The organism is Parafrankia colletiae (genome assembly GCF_001854655.1).
Lineage (GTDB): Bacteria > Actinomycetota > Actinomycetes > Frankiales > Frankiaceae > Parafrankia > Parafrankia colletiae.
This window is the reverse complement of record NZ_MBLM01000140.1, coordinates 1-14,675: the sequence shown is the minus strand read 5'-3', so window position 1 is coordinate 14,675 and position 14,675 is coordinate 1. Positions and strand designations below refer to the sequence as shown.

The window sequence follows — 14,675 nt, the reverse complement described above, 5'->3', positions numbered from 1 at the left end:
CCCTGCCCGGTCGTCACATCACGGTAGAAAAGCGTGTACGCATCAGCGCCCGGCGACGCCACCCAGCACAACCGCACCGTCGCGTTTCCTGGCTCAGCGCTGAGAGCGGTCGGAGCCACGGGCGCCCCGACCACAGTCGGTCGGCTGCGGGGTGGCCCCGGATCGCCCGTGGGTCCGGTGGTCGGCTCTGTCTCCGCCGGCCGCCCCGGATCGCCCGTGGGCCCGGCAGTCGGCTCTGTCTCCGCCGGCCGCCCCACCTCGGGGCCGGCCTGTGTGGAAGCAACGTCCCGCTCTTCCTTGGCGGCACCATCCTGCGCTGTCCAGAGCCCCGCCGCTACCGCGACGAGGATCACAACCAGGCCGGCCAGGCTGGCACGGAGACCCGTGTCGACGGTGGCCCGCAGAAGCCACGCACCGCCGCGAATCCGGGATCTGACCTGGCGCAACGCTCGAACCGAAACGTGTGGCGTAGCCGGGCCCGAGGCGGTCTCCTTCGATGCGGCCTGGTCCGGGCTGGCCTGCGGGGCATCGACAACCATACTGGTCTCGCTTCTCGGGTCGACGGGGCCATGGCACGCATGACCACGAAAATTTAACACCGCCGGCCTTCGGTCGACTCTGGTTCCAGCCGAAGTGGCCGGCGCACGGAGAACCACCGCCCCGATCACGCAAAGACGGTCGCGCCGACCCCCGCCTGATACTAGGATTGCGCTTTTCAAGCTCGTAGCACGCAAAGGGGATTCGGTGACAGCGGAAGCCGATGACGCCGTAGGCACCAGGATCGCCGGGCGGTACCAGCTCATCGAGCAGATCGGCGCCGGCGCCTATGGAACGGTCTGGCGGGCCGTCGACGAGGTCCTCAACGTCACCGTGGCGGCCAAACAGCTGCGAATTTCCGTGGCGGCATCGCCGGGCCACACCTCGTTACTGGTCACCCGGGTCATGCGTGAGGCACGAATGGTGGCGAAACTTCGCGACCATCCCAATGTCGTCACTGTGCTCGACGTGGTCGAGGAGAACAATCTCCCCTGGATCATCATGGAGTACGTGCCATCGGTGTCGTTGGCCGAGGCGATCCGTACCCGTGGCGTTTTTTCGGCCGACGAGGTCATCCGTATCGGCATCGCCATACTGGAGGCACTCGCCGCAGCGCACCAGCGCGGGATCAACCATCGGGACGTCAAGCCTGCGAACGTTCTGATCGGCCATGACGGCCGCGTCATGCTCGTCGATTTCGGGGTCGCCGTCCAGGGGTCGGATCCTGCGATCACCGAAGGTCCGATCGGCACCCTGACCTATATCGCCCCGGAACATTTCGCGGGCATCCGCCGGTCCACGGCAGGCGACCTGTTCTCGCTCGGGGCCACGCTGTACTACGCCGCCGAGGGAGCTTCGGCGTTCTCCCGTCCGACCCAGGCCGCAACGATCCAGGCTGTCCTGCACGACCATCCCCGCTTCGTTCGGACGCCCGCGTCGCTGGCGTCCGTGATCGAGGGACTCCTCGCCAAGGATCCAGCGGATCGCCTGACCAGCAGCGCGGGGCTGGCAGCCCTTCGCAGCGCACTGGCCGCCCCGCACCGAGAGGAGCCGGAGCACGCAGGCGAACAGCTGGAGCGCCCAGGAGAACTGCCGAAGCACATAGGCGAACAGCCAAAGCACGCAGCCGAGCCGCCCATTGAACTACGCGAGTCCAGGCTACGACGAGTGCTGGGGGGGATTCTCGCAGTCGTGGCTTTGGCCGCCGCCGCCGCGCCATGGAGTGTTGTCTACGTTGGTGATCCTCCTGCCTGGATCGGTGCACCGGCGGCCGTGTGGTCATGCTTCTTCGGGTCCTGGGCCGTCATCTTCGGCTACCTCTTCTGCCGACCCGATCTGCTCCTCATCAGCGAGACGACGCTGCGCTACCGGCGTGACGGCGTGGATCACATACTGACCCGCGAGCAGATTGACGGTGCTCGCGTCCGCGCCGGGTACCTTGAGGTCAGGCTTTCCGACCCGCCCCGCTCGTCGGGCTCACCCGGTTCCGCCTGGGTCAGGCGCTACCAGGTTCGGTCCGAGCCCCCTTGCCTCGATTCAAGCGGTGTCCTGGTCCTGTGTGCGCTCGGGGATCTCTCCGGTGCGTCCGCCGAGCAGATCGCGTCCGCGGCACGCCGGTTCGGCAACGAAGAGTTCGCCGCGTCGTCCAGCGCACCCACCGTCCCGACTGCGCCGCCGGGCGACAGAGGCGTCACCGCCCTGACCTGACCGTTTGTTCCTCCGTTGCGACGCTACCGTGGGCGGCCGCCAAGACGACCTTCGGCAGCACGGACACCCATCCCACCAACCTCGGGGACCAGCGCAACCCCATCAGCAACGACCCGAAATATCATGGCGAACAGTCAGGTTTGAACATTTACGCAGGTCGGCAGAGGTATGCGATGGACCGTCCGCCGCTATACGTCGCCACACCCGTTGCCATACAAAAACTTCCAAAAGGCCGAATTAATCGAGACGAAGAGACAAAGGTCAGGCCAGAGATGGTGGGCGGGAGCGGAGTCGAACCGCCAACCTTCCGGTTTTCAGGTCAAAACGCCTAAATGCTGTGCTGACCTTTATTTTCCTACTATCTCGACGAGTGTAACCGTGACAGGCGGATTGCCTTCGATCTCACACGGTGACACCTGGCCCGTCCAACGGGCGAGGTGTCGCGGGGGTCGTGTCGGTCTGAGGTCCGGTTGGTGTGCACACCCGACACGACGTGACGCGACGTGCCGATGAGCTACGAGCTGCGCGGCGATGTCGGACCCGGTCAGCCGCCGTAGCACGGCGAGCTCGCCGACGTCGGAGGCCACGGTGAAGGCCCACGGCGTAGTCGTGGCGATGCCACTGACAGACGTGCCTTCCCAACCGACCCGTCAACGTCGGCCTGGCTGAGACCTCAACCTCGATCTCCGGGAAGGTACGCCCCTCCGCGGCCGATCCACAGGTCTTAACCATTGCTCACGGACGCACCGCGTCGGTCAGTAGCGGTGCGAAGCGCTGCACGCAACAGGTCAGCGAACTACATTTCGCCCTGCACCGATCGATCGTCTTTGGTTGCTCCTCGCAGGTCGGTCCGACGGCCTTGGCCTGGGCGACATCCAGCGATGCCCGGGCTGTCGAACGGCGTCGCCGTGGAGGTCGGCTACGGTTCCGTCGTCGGGCGTTGGTAGGCGCTCCAAGTCGGCAGTGGCTGGCGGTGACGTGGCGACATCGGTAGCCACTTGCCGTCTGGTGGTTACCGCGATGCGGAGACGCGTGGAGACAGGAGCCGTTAGAATCACTGTCCTGGGGCTCGGCGCTCAGGAGGTCCGGGCAGGCGGACGGTGGCGGTGGCCACGATAGTTTGGTGTCCTCATGGGGGTGCTCGTGGTCAATTGGCTTCGTTTCGGCCTGGGGTGGATTATCGGCGCGACGATGGTCGTTAGCCTGACGTTCTTCGATCGCCTGAACTTCGACGATGATTCGGCGCCGGAGGCCCTGAAGCATGCGTTGATCGGTGGCGTAGAATGGTCTGCCGCCATACTTGTCTTCTTTGGCCTGGTCGGCTGGTGGAGGCGTCGTAGACGTGGGGGCAGTCGGACGACGTAGCGCGAGGCGTAGTTGGGCCACGTGGCCTTCCTACGGATGCCGCGTGCACGGACGCGGCGTGCGACGTCCACGGGCCTCTACGGGCGCGGCGAGGCTGACGGCGGCGCACCCTGGCCTCCCGGCGGCGTTCAGTGCACACGGGCCAGTAACGGCCCGGTCAGCCCCTCCATTTTTCTCCCTTTCCCCATCGCGCCTGAACTAATGGACTGCCCGCCGAGTCAAGGGTCATCCGAAGGATGATCGCTTGCGACGGCGTAGCCGCCCTTGACGCGGTAGGTAGGCCATCGGACCCTGTGGCGCCCTGAGAAAGGGGGAAATAGCCGCCTCCGCGAAAGAAAAGCCGCCCACCGTGAACCTTGCGTATACTCGGTCCACCCAGGTGGATTTAATTCTGGCAAGCAATTGCGGAACGCTAATTCCATCATCTTCTTAGAGACCCTGGTGCGCGACTGACGCGGGCTGTGGACTTGACGGCGGGCGGTTCACATTGCGCGAAATATCCACCCAGCAAAGAGTTTAGCGAAAGGCCAGGTCGCACCAATAGTCACAGTGGGCAGAGGCGGGGTCGAACCGCCGACCTTCCGCTTCACGCAGACGATGCCGGCAGTGGTCTTTCGCCACCCTGCCTCGGGCGATCGGGCAGGGTCGCCTTCGTAGGCTCCACCCATGCCCGGTCCCAGGACTCACCGCGCTCGGTTCGACGAACTCCCGCCGCGCGTCCTGTACGCCCTGCTGCGGCTACGGGCCCAGGTCTTCGTCGTGGAGCAGCGGTGCGTCTACCAGGACCTCGACGGCCGCGACACGGAGCCGACCACACTGCACCTGTGGCTGGCCGTGGACCCGGCGGAACCGCTCGCCTACCTGCGTGTGGTCGAAGAGGCCGACGCACTGCGGATCGGCCGAGTGGTCACCGTCCTCCACGCACGCCGCGGTGGCCTCGCCGACCGGCTGCTCACCGCCGCACTCGGCGACGCGGGCGGCGGGCGATCGGTGGTCCTCAACGCGCAGACATCCGCCATCGAGCTGTACACCCGCCACGGTTTCGTGGCTACCGGCAAGGAGTACCTCGAGGACGGCATACCGCATGTCCCGATGGGAATTCCGGGGCCTGATTGATTTCCGGTCGAGGCATTTCACGCACTTCGCGTGAATAGTCACTATTCTCCACTGTGGGAGGGGTCGGACTGCCCGCCGTCGCGTTCTTTCAGCGGAGGGGAGCCCGAGCGCGAAACGCCGCGGATCGTCCGTCGCGGCGTCAGGAGACCACCAGTCGTCGCTCCCCGGAGGACCCACATGCCGTCACCCCCACGACCGTTCGCGGCCGTCACGCTCGCCGCGGCCGCGGCCGGGCTGCTGATCGCCGGTTGCCAGCCGGAGGTGCCGACGCCAGGATCATCGACGCCGACGTCCAGCGCGACCCCGGTCGTTCCCTCGGCCACTCCGACGCGGCCGACGTCGCCGCCGAGCACCGCTCCCCCGACGACCCCCGGCCCCGGGGCGACCACCTCGCCCGCCGGCACCCCGCCACCCGCCGGCACCGCCTCGCCCAGCCCGACGTCCTCCACACCGCCCGGCGGCGCCACGGGAGCTCTGAACCCGACGATCGTCGTCTCCCCGACCGGAAACGACTCTGGCCGGGGAACGCTCGCCGCGCCCTTCGCCACGGTGCAGCGCGCGGTCAGCGCGGCGCGGCCCGGGGACGTCATCGCCCTGCGCGGCGGGGTCTACCAGCCGACCGCCAAGATCGGCATCACGACCAGCGGGACGGCCGCGAGCCGCATCGTGCTGACGTCGTACGGCGACGAACACGCCGTGATCGACGGCAGCCGGCTGCCCTCCACCACCAAGCTGATCATCACCACCGCGTCCTACTGGGACTTCGGGAACCTCGAGCTGCGGAACTCACCCCAGCAGGCGCTGTACGCGCAGACGGTGCACCACACGAGGTTCCGGCACCTCGACATCCACGGCAACCAGAACACCGGCCTCGACCTGACCGGTCAGGGCAGCAGCGACAACCTCATCGAGAACGTCGACAGCTATGACAACCACGACAACGCGACCGGCGGCCAGAACGCGGACGGCATCGGCGTCAAGTTCGGCTCCGGCACCGGGAACATCGTGCGCAACGTCCGGGTCTTCAACAACTCCGACGACGGCCTCGACCTGTGGGCCTACACCAGCCCGGTGACGATCGAGAACTCGTGGGCGTACGGCAACGGGGTGAACCGGTGGAACATCGGCGGTTTCACCGGTAACGGGAACGGCTTCAAGCTCGGCGGTGGCAGCAACCCGCGGCCGGCCGTCGCGCATGTCGTACGCACCAGCGCCGCGTGGGCGAACACCAGCAACGGATTCACCGAGAACGRCAACCCCGGCTCGCTGCAGCTCACCTCGAACACCGCGTACGGCAACGGCGGGACCGGTTTCTACTTCTCGCTGTCGTCCTCGGTGCTGAGGGCGAACCTGTCGGTGAACAACAGGACGCCCGCGAACATCGGCAGCGGGACGAACGCCGCCGGCAACTCGTGGACGCTGGGCGGCTCCTACAGCGCCGCCAGTTTCGTCAGCGTCGACGACACCCGCGCCCGGGGTGCCCGCGCAGCAGACGGTTCGCTGCCGACGACCGGCGGGTTCCTGCGCCTGACCACCAACCCCCAGTCACTGGGGGCTCAGCTTCCCTGACCCTGGCAGCTGGTAGCCGGCGGCGGGCCTGACCCACTCCAGGTTGCAGGCACGCCGCACAAGCTGGCGGGCCGCGACACCTGCCGAAGGACCATCGGTCCCAGGAGCAGGTGCCGCGGCCTGCGCGCCCGGGTCGTTACGCCGTAATACTCGGTTCTCTGCTGCTGACCCGTCGCGGCTCCGGCTGCTCAATGTCGATCAGCGCCGGGTGTGCCGGGGACGCATCCGGCGATTCGGGGCGACGACGGCCTCGTCGAACCCGCACCATGGATGCATGGCGAAACGCGCGCTTCCACCCCGTGTCCCCTCCCTGGTCGGGGACGGCACCGAGTTCGACTCGAAGGAGTACCTGCGCTTCTCCGTCGAGGTTCTGGCCGACGTCGACGTCGACGCGCTCGACGAGGCGGGGAAGGTCGCCTACGCGCAGGCCCTGGCGCTGATCGCGATCGCGTCCAACGCGAAGCACCTGCAGCACCTGCCGCTGATCGACGGCAACCTTGAGGTGCCCTGACCCGTAGCCCGATCGGACGGACCGCCGGGCGGGTCTCCCGTCCGGCTACCTCCCCGGTGTGGTGAACGCCCAGCCGCGCCAGGTGTCGATCTGCACCAGGATCACTGGCCCGCTCGGGGGGTGGGCCTGGTACTGCTGGTACTTCGCCACCAGGCCGCGGACGGCCGCCCTCCGCGCCGCTGCTGGCGAACCCTCCGCTCCCCCATCGATGATCCGGGCATGACCGTCCGCCCGGACCCACCACAGGGCGTCCCAGTCGTCGGAGTACTGGTCGACGAGGAGGCTGACCTGTGGGTTGGCGGCGATGTTGGCCAGCCGCCGCAGCGCCGTGGAGCGCTTCGGCTTGTGGTCGACGGCGATCACGACCTGGTCGCCGTCCAGCGCGAAGGTGACTGGCACCAGATGCGGCTGGCCGGCCGCACTGGCCGTCGCCAACCGAGCGACCCGCGCCACCGCAAAGCGGGCGCGACACTCGGCGCCGGCCAGGTCCACGCTGGTGACGGTAACGGGCCGGCGGAGATCAGAGCGCCGCGACGAACTCCTTCATCAGGTTGACGGCCTCGTAGAGGTCGGCGAGGGCTTCCTCGGGGGTGTCACCGAGCCCGTGCGCGCCACCGCTCGGGAAGGACGCATGAGCCGCCCAGGTGCCGTCCTCCTCCTGCTCCAGTTCGTAGGGGATCTGGAGCATCCGCTTCGAGGATGCCCACTTCATTCCGGACGTCTTCCGCGGCAACACCGACTTCGCGCTGAAGAACGGTTTCCACGCGCCGAAGATGGACCTGTTCGTGATGACACCGTTCATGCTCACCGCGACGAAGCATCTCGGCATCCTCCCCACCCTGACGACGACCTTCCACCCGCCGTACATGGCCGCGCGCACCCTGGCCACGCTCGACCACATCTCGGCCGGGCGCGGCGGCGCTGACCTGGTCATGTCGCACAACGACCGCACCGCGCAGAACTACGGTCTGGACGCCCAGGCCGACCACGACCTGCGCTACGACCAGGGCGACGAATCGGTGAAGATCGCCTCGGAGCTGTGGAACTCCCGGGACGCCGACGCCCTCACCGTCGACCGCGAGAACGGCGTCTACGTCGACCCGGCGAAGGTCCACGAGATCCACTTCGGCGGCCACTTCTACCGCTCCCGCGGCCCCCTCAACTCAGCGAGATCACCGATGGACTTGCCCCGGCGCTGCGCCGCCGCGGGCTCATCCGCGACGGATACTCGTTCCCGCGCTTCCGGGACAACCTCCTGGAGTTCTGAGCCCACGGGGACCCGATCACCCGAAGACCCGAGTTGCGGGCCGCGGCGTCCGGCGGCGCGGCCCGCCGACCGATCCGTCCACCGGAGGAGACCTGATGGACCTGGCCACGGACCTGCCGATCTGCGTCACCTGCGGCGTGCAGTACGCGGCGCCGCGGCCCGACTGCCCGGTCTGCGAGGACGAGCGCCAGTACGTCGGCTGGGACGGGCAGAGCTGGACCACGCTGGCGACCCTCGCCGCCGAGGGGTTCCGCGGCCGGCTGGAACCCGAGGGCCCCGGCGTGTACGGCATCGGGTCCGAGCCAAAGATCTCCATCGGGCAGCGGGCGCTGCTGGTCCGCACCCCCGACGGCAACATCCTCTGGGACTGCGTCCCCTTCCTCGATGACGACCTGATCGCCCAGGTCGACGCCCTGGGCGGCATCAGCGCGATCGCCGTCAGCCACCCGCACTTCTACGGCTCGATGGTCGACTGGAGCCACGCCTTCGGCGACGTGCCGGTCTACGTGCACGCCGCCGACGAGCAGTGGCTCGGCCGCCGTTCCCCGACCGTCGAACTGTGGACGGGAGACACCCTCACCATCGGCAGCGGTCTCACGCTGGTCAACGGCGGGGTGCACTTCGCGGGCGGCACCGTCCTGCACCATGCCGGCGGCGAGAACGGGCAGGGCGCGCTGTTCTCCGGCGACATCCTCCAGGTCGTCCTCGACCGCCGGTACGTCAGCTTCATGTACTCCTACCCGAACTACATTCCCGAACGGCCGGAGACCGTCCGCCGCGCCGTACGGCTCCTGGAGCCGTTTGCGTTCGAGACCATCTACGGTGCTTTCTGGCAGACGGTCGTCCGCGCGGACGGCCACGCCGCCATGCACCGCTCCGCCGACCGTTACCTGCATTTCGTCGCCGACCCCGCTCCCCCGGCCCCCGCGGGATGAAAGCGAACGGGCAGGACGTCCGCAGTGACGTCCTGCCCGTTCGCCGTTCCCTATCGAGGCGTGGTGACCAGGCGCTCCAGGAAGTCCCGGTAGCCGCGCAGCGCGTCGCGCAGCGTGTCGGTCGACGGGGCGCCGTCCTCGCGCCACGCCGCGCGCAGCCGGTCCTGCTCGCGCCGGACGGCCTCGGTGAGCTGGTTGACCGCCTCGTCGAGGACCTGGTCGGCCTGTCGTACCGCGCCTCGCGGGTCGTCGACGAACGACAGCAGCGCCTCCTGCCACCGCTCCCGCAGCCTGGCCGACTCGCCCGGCCCCGCCGGGTCGGCGCCGGCCACCGCGGGATCCACCGCCGGGCCCGTACCCGCGCCCGACGGCCCGCCGGTCGACGGCCCGGCGGTGGATCCCGCGGTGGGCGTCTGCGCGGCAGGTGCCTCGATGACCGGCGGCTTCGCGTCTGTTGCGGTCACTGCCGGCTGCGGGTGCCCTTCGACCGCCCGCTCCGCATCCCCGTCCCGCGCCGCCGGATGCTCGGGGGCGAGAGCCGCGGACGACGTCCCGTCCACGGTGCGACCGAGGTGGTCCGGCGTGGCGTCGGCAGACTTCGCGGCGTCGGCCGGCCTGGTGCTGCCGGCCCGCCTGGTGCTGTCAGCCGGCTTGGTGGCACTGATCGGCCTGGTGGTCTCGGCGGCCTCCGTATCGGGGCGGAACGCGCCGGTCTGGGTCGAACGATCCTCGAGGCTCATCAGATGTCCCTTCAGGCACGCTGCCGGCGGCCGGTGGTCGCTTCTTCGCGGGTGGTCGGGGTGTCGGTGGTCGAGGTGTCGGTGGTCGGCTCCGCGGTGCGTCGGTCCGTGGTGTCCGCGCTCGCCGGGGCGGGGGCTGAGCCGACCGGCCGGCCGGAGCGGGCCGTCGTGCTCTCGGTGGAGGTGGTGAGCGCCTCGAAGATCGCCCGCAGGCCCAGGAAGCGTTCCCGCAGCGTGTCGGTGTCGTCGGGCGTCGCCCTGTCCACGACGGTCTGCGTCGCGGCGGACGGCGCCCTGACCGCGTCGGTAGCCGCGGCTGTGCCGGTGCCGGTGCCGCCGGGCCGGGCCGTGCCGGGCACGCTGCGGTAGCGGGAGGCGGCGGCCGGGTCGTCGACGGCGAGCAGGCTGGCGGTCTCGTCCCGGTCGTCGGTCGGATAGCCGCGCTCACGCAGAACGGTGGTGACCAGCCCGTCCGCGCGGGTCGTCGCGGTCGCCGGCTCGTCGACGAACAGAGCCTGCAGGGTGGCCCACTCGGTCTGCAGGGTCGCGCGCCGGTCGCTGGTCAGCGGTCGGATGTCGAGAGAGTCCCGGCGGCGGGCAATGCTGGCGAGCCGGCGTTCGGTGCCCCGCCGGTCGCCCGTCTCCTGCAACGTCCGGTCGTACTCGGGGCCGAACCGGCTTCTGAGACGCGATGAACGGGAACGATCGACGACGAAGACGGCGGCGAAGGCCGCGCCGAGAATCAGGACCACCAGAATGGCCCAGGCGAGAAGTGACACCGGACACCGACCTTTCGCACCTTCGCGGATCTGTCGCGATACGCGGTGCCGAATACCCGGCGTCAGTGGGTTAAAACGACGGGCACTTACGGCCTTCCCTTCGCCGGCGCCGGGTCAGCCGGACGGGGGATGGCCGCCGCCTGTGCGGCCGGCGCGGCGCGGGCGGCGCGCGCTTCGCGGGCCGGCCAGGCCCGGGACAGGACGAGGCGATTGACCGTAAGCAGCCAGCACCACCCGAGAAACAGGCCGGCGACGACGTCCGAGGCGTAGTGCATTCCCCGGTAGGACCGGCAGAACGCCACCACCAGCGGAACGATGACGACCAGCGGCGCCACCACCGCGGCCGACACCATCGGGATCCGCCCCCCGCGGTGGCGCGCGAGGCCGATCAGAATGCAGGCCAGACCGCCGTACAGGCAGACGGCGGCCGCGGTGTGGCCCGACGGGAAGCTCGCCATCGGGTCCCCCGGGTCCAGGCGGGCGACGTGCGGGCGGGGCCGGTCGACGAGGCTGTTCGACACCTCGTAGATCGCCGTCTCGCCGGCGGTGAGCAGAATCGCGCCGCCCGGAAGCCACCACTGCCGTGTCGCCCAGACGGTCGCCACCGCGATCACCGCGGTGGCGACGATCACGACGTAGGTGTCGGACAGGTACGTCCCGGCCCAGGTCAGGTCGACCAGCCAGCCGTCGCGACGCGCGGCGAGCTCACGGGCCGCTGTCGCGTCGGCACCGTCGATCCCGGCGAATCCGTCCACGATCAGCCGCCCGGCGGCAACCAGCACGGCGCCGAGCACCGCCGCCACCGTGACCAGTCCGACGGGGATGCGGAGCTTCGAGGTATCCCTCACTGTGGGTCACCCGCGGGACGGGGGCCCGGTGCCGTGCGGTGGACGTCGACCATGCCGATCAAGGTGCCCCGCCCCGATCCAGGAGAAACACCCCGATCCCGCCGTGATCGATGCAGTCCGGCCCGGGCGCGCATGGCACGCCGGGCCAGTCGACGGCGGACCTGCACTCACGGATCACATAGCGCAAACCTTGCCAGGAGACATAATGAGGACACACGATCGGAAGGCCGGTGCCGCCCGCGCCCGCGCGGGGGGAGGCAACACCGATGCCGAGCGCGACCGCACAGGCCGGGAACGATCGACCGGTGGGCGATCCGGCCCAGCGGCGGCGGGTCCTGCTGACCTGCCTCACCGGGATGTTCGCGACCACCTTCACCGCGACCCTGCTCACCGTCTCGCTGCGGACCGTCGCCGACGACCTGGGCAGCACCGTCGGAGTGGTCTCCTGGGCGGTGACCGGGTCGTTGTTCGCCCTCGCGGTCGCCATGCCGATCCTCGGCAAGATCGGGGACATCCGCGGCCACCGCCGGACCTTCATCACCGGCACCGCCCTCGCCGTGGTCTTCTCCGCGGCGACCGCGCTCGCCTGGGACGCGACGTCCCTCATCGCCTTCCGGATCATCGCCCAGCTCGCCGGCTCGGCGACGATCCCGGCGTCGTTCGCGATGCTGTTCGCCGTCTTCCCCCCGAACGAGCGGGTGCGCCCGTCCGCCTGGGCCTCGGGAGTGCTCTCCGGTGCGTCCGTCACCGGGCTCGCCATCGGCGGCGTGATCATCGACCTGGTCGGCTGGCGTGCCGTGTTCTCCCTGCAGGCCGTCATCGCGGCGGTTCCCCTGGTGGCTGCGATCCGGGTGCTGCCCCCGGACCGGGGTGTGCGCAAGGTCGCCCTCGACCGGGCCGGCGCCGCCGTCCTGGCGCTGGCGGTGTTCGCGGTGACCTTCGGCGTGAACCGGGCGGCGGTCTGGGGCGCGACGCCGCTCGTCATCATCCTCCTGATCTCGGTGGTCCCCCTGTTCCTGCTGCTCACCGTGATCGAGCRCCGCAGCGCCGAGCCGGTCGTGCCGCTGGAGCTGCTGGCGGCGCGGGAGGTCCGGGCCGCCGGCCTCACCTCCTTCATGCTCTCCGCCTCGCACATGGGGAACTTCCTCGTGACGCCACTGCTCCTGCAGGGCCGCTTCGGCCTGTCGGTGACGCTCACCTCCGTCGTCACGATGTGCCGCACACTGTCGATCGCCCTGGCCGCGCCGTCCGCGAGCTGGCTCGGGACGAGACTCGGCCCCCGTCTGCTGGCCAGCATCGCGGGAGGCGGGTACGCGCTCGCGCTGCTCCTGCTGGCCTACGGGACGATGGCCGGCGTCCTGTGGGTGGTGATCGTGGGGCTGATCATCAGTGGCCTCGCGTTCGGGCACGCCCAGCCGCCACTGATCGTGATCGCCAGCCACGGCGCCTCGGAGAGCAACTTCGGGCTCGTCACCTCGCTGCAGCAGACAGCGGGCCAGATCGGCGGTGTCGTCGGCACCAGCCTGCTCTCCGCTCTCGTCGCCGACACGCTGGACCCGGGCCCGTTCGCGGTCAGCTACCTGATCGCCGCCGGGTTCGCCGCGCTCGCCGCGACCGCGGTGCTGGTGCTCAGCCCACGCTCGACCACCGGTCCACGTTCAACCGCCTTCGGCACTGTCGGCGGCGCCCGTGCGACCGCGGGCACCGGCGCGATCATCGGCACCACCGAGGAGGCCGTGACCAGTGATGCCGCCACCAGCACCGGTATCGGCACCGGCACGGTCACCAGTGCCCTCGCCGACGCTGATGCCGACCCAGAAGCCGGGGCCGGGGCCGGGACCGGGACCGGCCCAGCGACGGGCAGCGGGCGGGAAGCGCGCGCCTGACCCGTGACGCCGGGCATCGTCGGGCAGGCCGCCGGCCTCTTCGCCGTCACCAACATCGACGACATCCTCGTTCTGGGGTTGTTCTTCGCCCAGGGCAACGGGCACCCGGGCTCCGTCCGCCGGGTCGTCGCCGGCCAGTATCTCGGCTTCGCGGCGATCCTCACCGTCGCCGCAGCCGCGGCGCTCGGCGCGACCTTCCTGCCCGAGGACGTCCTGCCCTACCTCGGCCTGCTCCCGCTCGCCCTCGGGCTGAAGGCCGGCTGGCAGGCATGGCAGGCCCGGCGAGCACCCGACAAGGACCACACACAGACCACGGAGGGGGCGGCCGGCGGGCCCGGGGTACTGGCGGTTGCCGCGGTCACCGCGGCCAACGGCGGCGACAACATAGGCGTCTATGTGCCGGTGTTCGCCACTGCCGGCGCGGGCGGGATGGCTGTCTACGCCGTGATCTTCCTGATCCTCGTCGCGGTGTGGTGCGCGGCGGGGCGGTTCCTCGCCACCCGGCCCGTCATCGCGGAGGCGCTCTCCCGCTGGGGGCACGTCCTGCTGCCCGCCGTACTGGTCGTCCTCGGCCTCCTCATCCTCGTCGAGGGCGGCGCCTTCGGTCCGTGATCGTGGCATGGCCCCAGCCGCCCATGCCCCGGCCAGCCGCACCACGACCGGCCAGGCCCGCGGGTGCGTCGCTGCCAGGTAGCAGCGCCAGCGCCGAGCACAATGACCTGGCACCGAGATACCAAAGTCCCGAGCGCGATCCAGGCGAATCCGGCACGCGAATCCTCAGCAGACCGCCGACGCCAGCGCGCCCGGGAGAGGACTGCACGAAAAGTCGGTGAAACCGGCGCAGGAGAAAGCCATCTCCGGCGATCCGGCTGATACTCCATGCCCGAAAGCCGGCCGTGCCGAAGCGCACGGCCGGTGCCAACAACCATAGAAAGCGGGGACGACGTGGGCAACAACGTGGTCGACGGCATCTACCGAATCAGCATCGACGGCGAGCAGCTCCTCACCAACACGGGCAACGGCCCCACCGTCCTCCTGCCCGAGAACGGCCGCGGCCAGGAATGGGAGATCCAGAACACCGGAAACGGCACGTACACCATTCGCAACGCCGCCTCGCCGGAATTCCTCGGATTCGAGGGTGAGCCGGACACGTTCGAGCCGGTCCGCCCGCGGCCGGAGCCCCGGGAGTGGCGGATCGAGGAGGGCCCCCGGCCCGGCACCTTCAACATCGCCGTCGTGGAGAACAACCAGCTCACGCTGGGGCTGCACCCGGCGCTCATCTACCCGCCCCTGATCGCGCTGTCGCCGATCTTCCGCGAGGACAGGGGCTGGAACCTCCAGCCCGTCAACTAGAGGGAAAATGAGGTGACTGGTGGTCGTGACGGGCCCACGGCGCTGGTGACCACCCTGAAACG

14 protein-coding genes and 1 pseudogene are annotated in these 14,675 nt (G+C 69.7%); 10 read left to right on the top strand and 5 right to left on the bottom strand.

From position 1 onward, the window contains the following. Positions 1-633 precede the first annotated feature (633 nt). The 5 genes from CC117_RS24290 (at position 634) to CC117_RS24265 (ending at position 6,805) form a co-directional block, all read left to right on the top strand. On the top strand, positions 634-2,244 hold the full coding sequence (locus CC117_RS24290; RefSeq protein ID WP_241830376.1) for a serine/threonine-protein kinase: 1,611 nt from the start codon (positions 634-636) through the stop codon (positions 2,242-2,244). 1,131 nt (positions 2,245-3,375) lie between these two features. Further along, complete coding sequence (locus CC117_RS24285) at positions 3,376-3,609, top strand: hypothetical protein (protein ID WP_071088014.1); 234 nt, start codon at positions 3,376-3,378, stop codon at positions 3,607-3,609. A 666-nt stretch (positions 3,610-4,275) separates the two neighbouring features. After that, positions 4,276-4,725 carry a GNAT family N-acetyltransferase gene (locus tag CC117_RS24280; protein ID WP_071088012.1) on the top strand — a complete coding sequence of 150 codons (450 nt, stop codon included), beginning with the start codon at positions 4,276-4,278 and terminating at the stop codon, positions 4,723-4,725. A gap of 177 nt (positions 4,726-4,902) precedes the next feature. Beyond that, on the top strand, positions 4,903-6,294 hold the full coding sequence (locus CC117_RS24270; RefSeq protein WP_084132702.1) for a right-handed parallel beta-helix repeat-containing protein: 1,392 nt from the start codon (positions 4,903-4,905) through the stop codon (positions 6,292-6,294). A gap of 274 nt (positions 6,295-6,568) precedes the next feature. Then, a complete protein-coding gene (locus tag CC117_RS24265) occupies positions 6,569-6,805 on the top strand; it encodes a hypothetical protein (RefSeq protein WP_018635756.1) in 237 nt (78 codons plus the stop codon). A gap of 45 nt (positions 6,806-6,850) precedes the next feature. On the opposite strand, the gene CC117_RS24260 is transcribed toward CC117_RS24265, so the two are convergent. Further along, entirely contained in the window at positions 6,851-7,297 is a 447-nt protein-coding gene (locus CC117_RS24260; RefSeq protein ID WP_071088005.1) for a TIGR03668 family PPOX class F420-dependent oxidoreductase, read from the bottom strand. 28 nt (positions 7,298-7,325) lie between these two features. After that, entirely contained in the window at positions 7,326-7,739 is a 414-nt protein-coding gene (locus CC117_RS40640) for a type II toxin-antitoxin system HicB family antitoxin (protein ID WP_407673579.1), read from the bottom strand. Here CC117_RS40640 and CC117_RS35170 point away from each other — a divergent pair. After that, a pseudogene (locus CC117_RS35170) lies at positions 7,633-7,941 on the top strand (LLM class flavin-dependent oxidoreductase); the annotation flags it as partial. The gene CC117_RS40640 and the pseudogene CC117_RS35170 overlap by 107 nt on opposite strands. A gap of 226 nt (positions 7,942-8,167) precedes the next feature. Beyond that, complete coding sequence (locus CC117_RS24250) at positions 8,168-9,007, top strand: MBL fold metallo-hydrolase (RefSeq protein WP_071088001.1); 840 nt, start codon at positions 8,168-8,170, stop codon at positions 9,005-9,007. Positions 9,008-9,057: 50 nt separating this feature from the next. Here the strand turns inward: CC117_RS24250 and CC117_RS24245 are convergent, their stop codons facing one another. From CC117_RS24245 to CC117_RS24235, 3 genes are all read right to left on the bottom strand, one after another. Next, the gene (locus CC117_RS24245) at positions 9,058-9,747 is read right to left on the bottom strand and encodes a hypothetical protein (RefSeq protein ID WP_071087998.1); all 690 of its coding nucleotides are present in this window, start codon (positions 9,745-9,747) and stop codon (positions 9,058-9,060) included. 11 nt (positions 9,748-9,758) lie between these two features. Then, positions 9,759-10,526 (bottom strand): hypothetical protein, encoded by a 768-nt coding sequence (locus tag CC117_RS24240; RefSeq protein WP_071087996.1) that lies wholly within the window; start codon positions 10,524-10,526, stop codon positions 9,759-9,761. Positions 10,527-10,612: 86 nt separating this feature from the next. Continuing rightward, positions 10,613-11,374 (bottom strand): phosphatase PAP2 family protein, encoded by a 762-nt coding sequence (locus CC117_RS24235; protein WP_071087995.1) that lies wholly within the window; start codon positions 11,372-11,374, stop codon positions 10,613-10,615. 266 nt (positions 11,375-11,640) lie between these two features. Here CC117_RS24235 and CC117_RS24230 point away from each other — a divergent pair, with 266 nt between their 5' ends. The 3 genes from CC117_RS24230 to CC117_RS24220 all read left to right on the top strand — a co-directional run bounded on the left by CC117_RS24230 (position 11,641) and on the right by CC117_RS24220 (position 14,613). Continuing rightward, positions 11,641-13,260 carry an MFS transporter gene (locus CC117_RS24230; protein ID WP_071087992.1) on the top strand — a complete coding sequence of 540 codons (1,620 nt, stop codon included), beginning with the start codon at positions 11,641-11,643 and terminating at the stop codon, positions 13,258-13,260. A gap of 3 nt (positions 13,261-13,263) precedes the next feature. Beyond that, positions 13,264-13,872 carry a cadmium resistance transporter gene (locus tag CC117_RS24225; RefSeq protein WP_071087991.1) on the top strand — a complete coding sequence of 203 codons (609 nt, stop codon included), beginning with the start codon at positions 13,264-13,266 and terminating at the stop codon, positions 13,870-13,872. Between the two features lie 303 nt (positions 13,873-14,175). Next, positions 14,176-14,613: an RICIN domain-containing protein gene (locus CC117_RS24220; protein ID WP_241830375.1), complete on the top strand. Its 438-nt coding sequence runs from the start codon at positions 14,176-14,178 to the stop codon at positions 14,611-14,613. Positions 14,614-14,675: the final 62 nt, after the last annotated feature.

Excerpts from the sequence above, each read along its gene's own strand:
- CC117_RS24280 (WP_071088012.1), top strand. The coding sequence starts at position 4,276 with ATGCCCGGTCCCAGGACTCACCGCGCTCGGTTCGACGAACTCCCGCCG.
- CC117_RS24250 (WP_071088001.1), top strand. The coding sequence starts at position 8,168 with ATGGACCTGGCCACGGACCTGCCGATCTGCGTCACCTGCGGCGTGCAG.
- CC117_RS24245 (WP_071087998.1), bottom strand. The coding sequence starts at position 9,747 with ATGAGCCTCGAGGATCGTTCGACCCAGACCGGCGCGTTCCGCCCCGAT.
- CC117_RS24285 (WP_071088014.1), top strand. The coding sequence starts at position 3,376 with ATGGGGGTGCTCGTGGTCAATTGGCTTCGTTTCGGCCTGGGGTGGATT.
- CC117_RS40640 (WP_407673579.1), bottom strand. The coding sequence starts at position 7,739 with ATGACCAGGTCAGCGCCGCCGCGCCCGGCCGAGATGTGGTCGAGCGTG.
- CC117_RS24265 (WP_018635756.1), top strand. The coding sequence starts at position 6,569 with ATGGCGAAACGCGCGCTTCCACCCCGTGTCCCCTCCCTGGTCGGGGAC.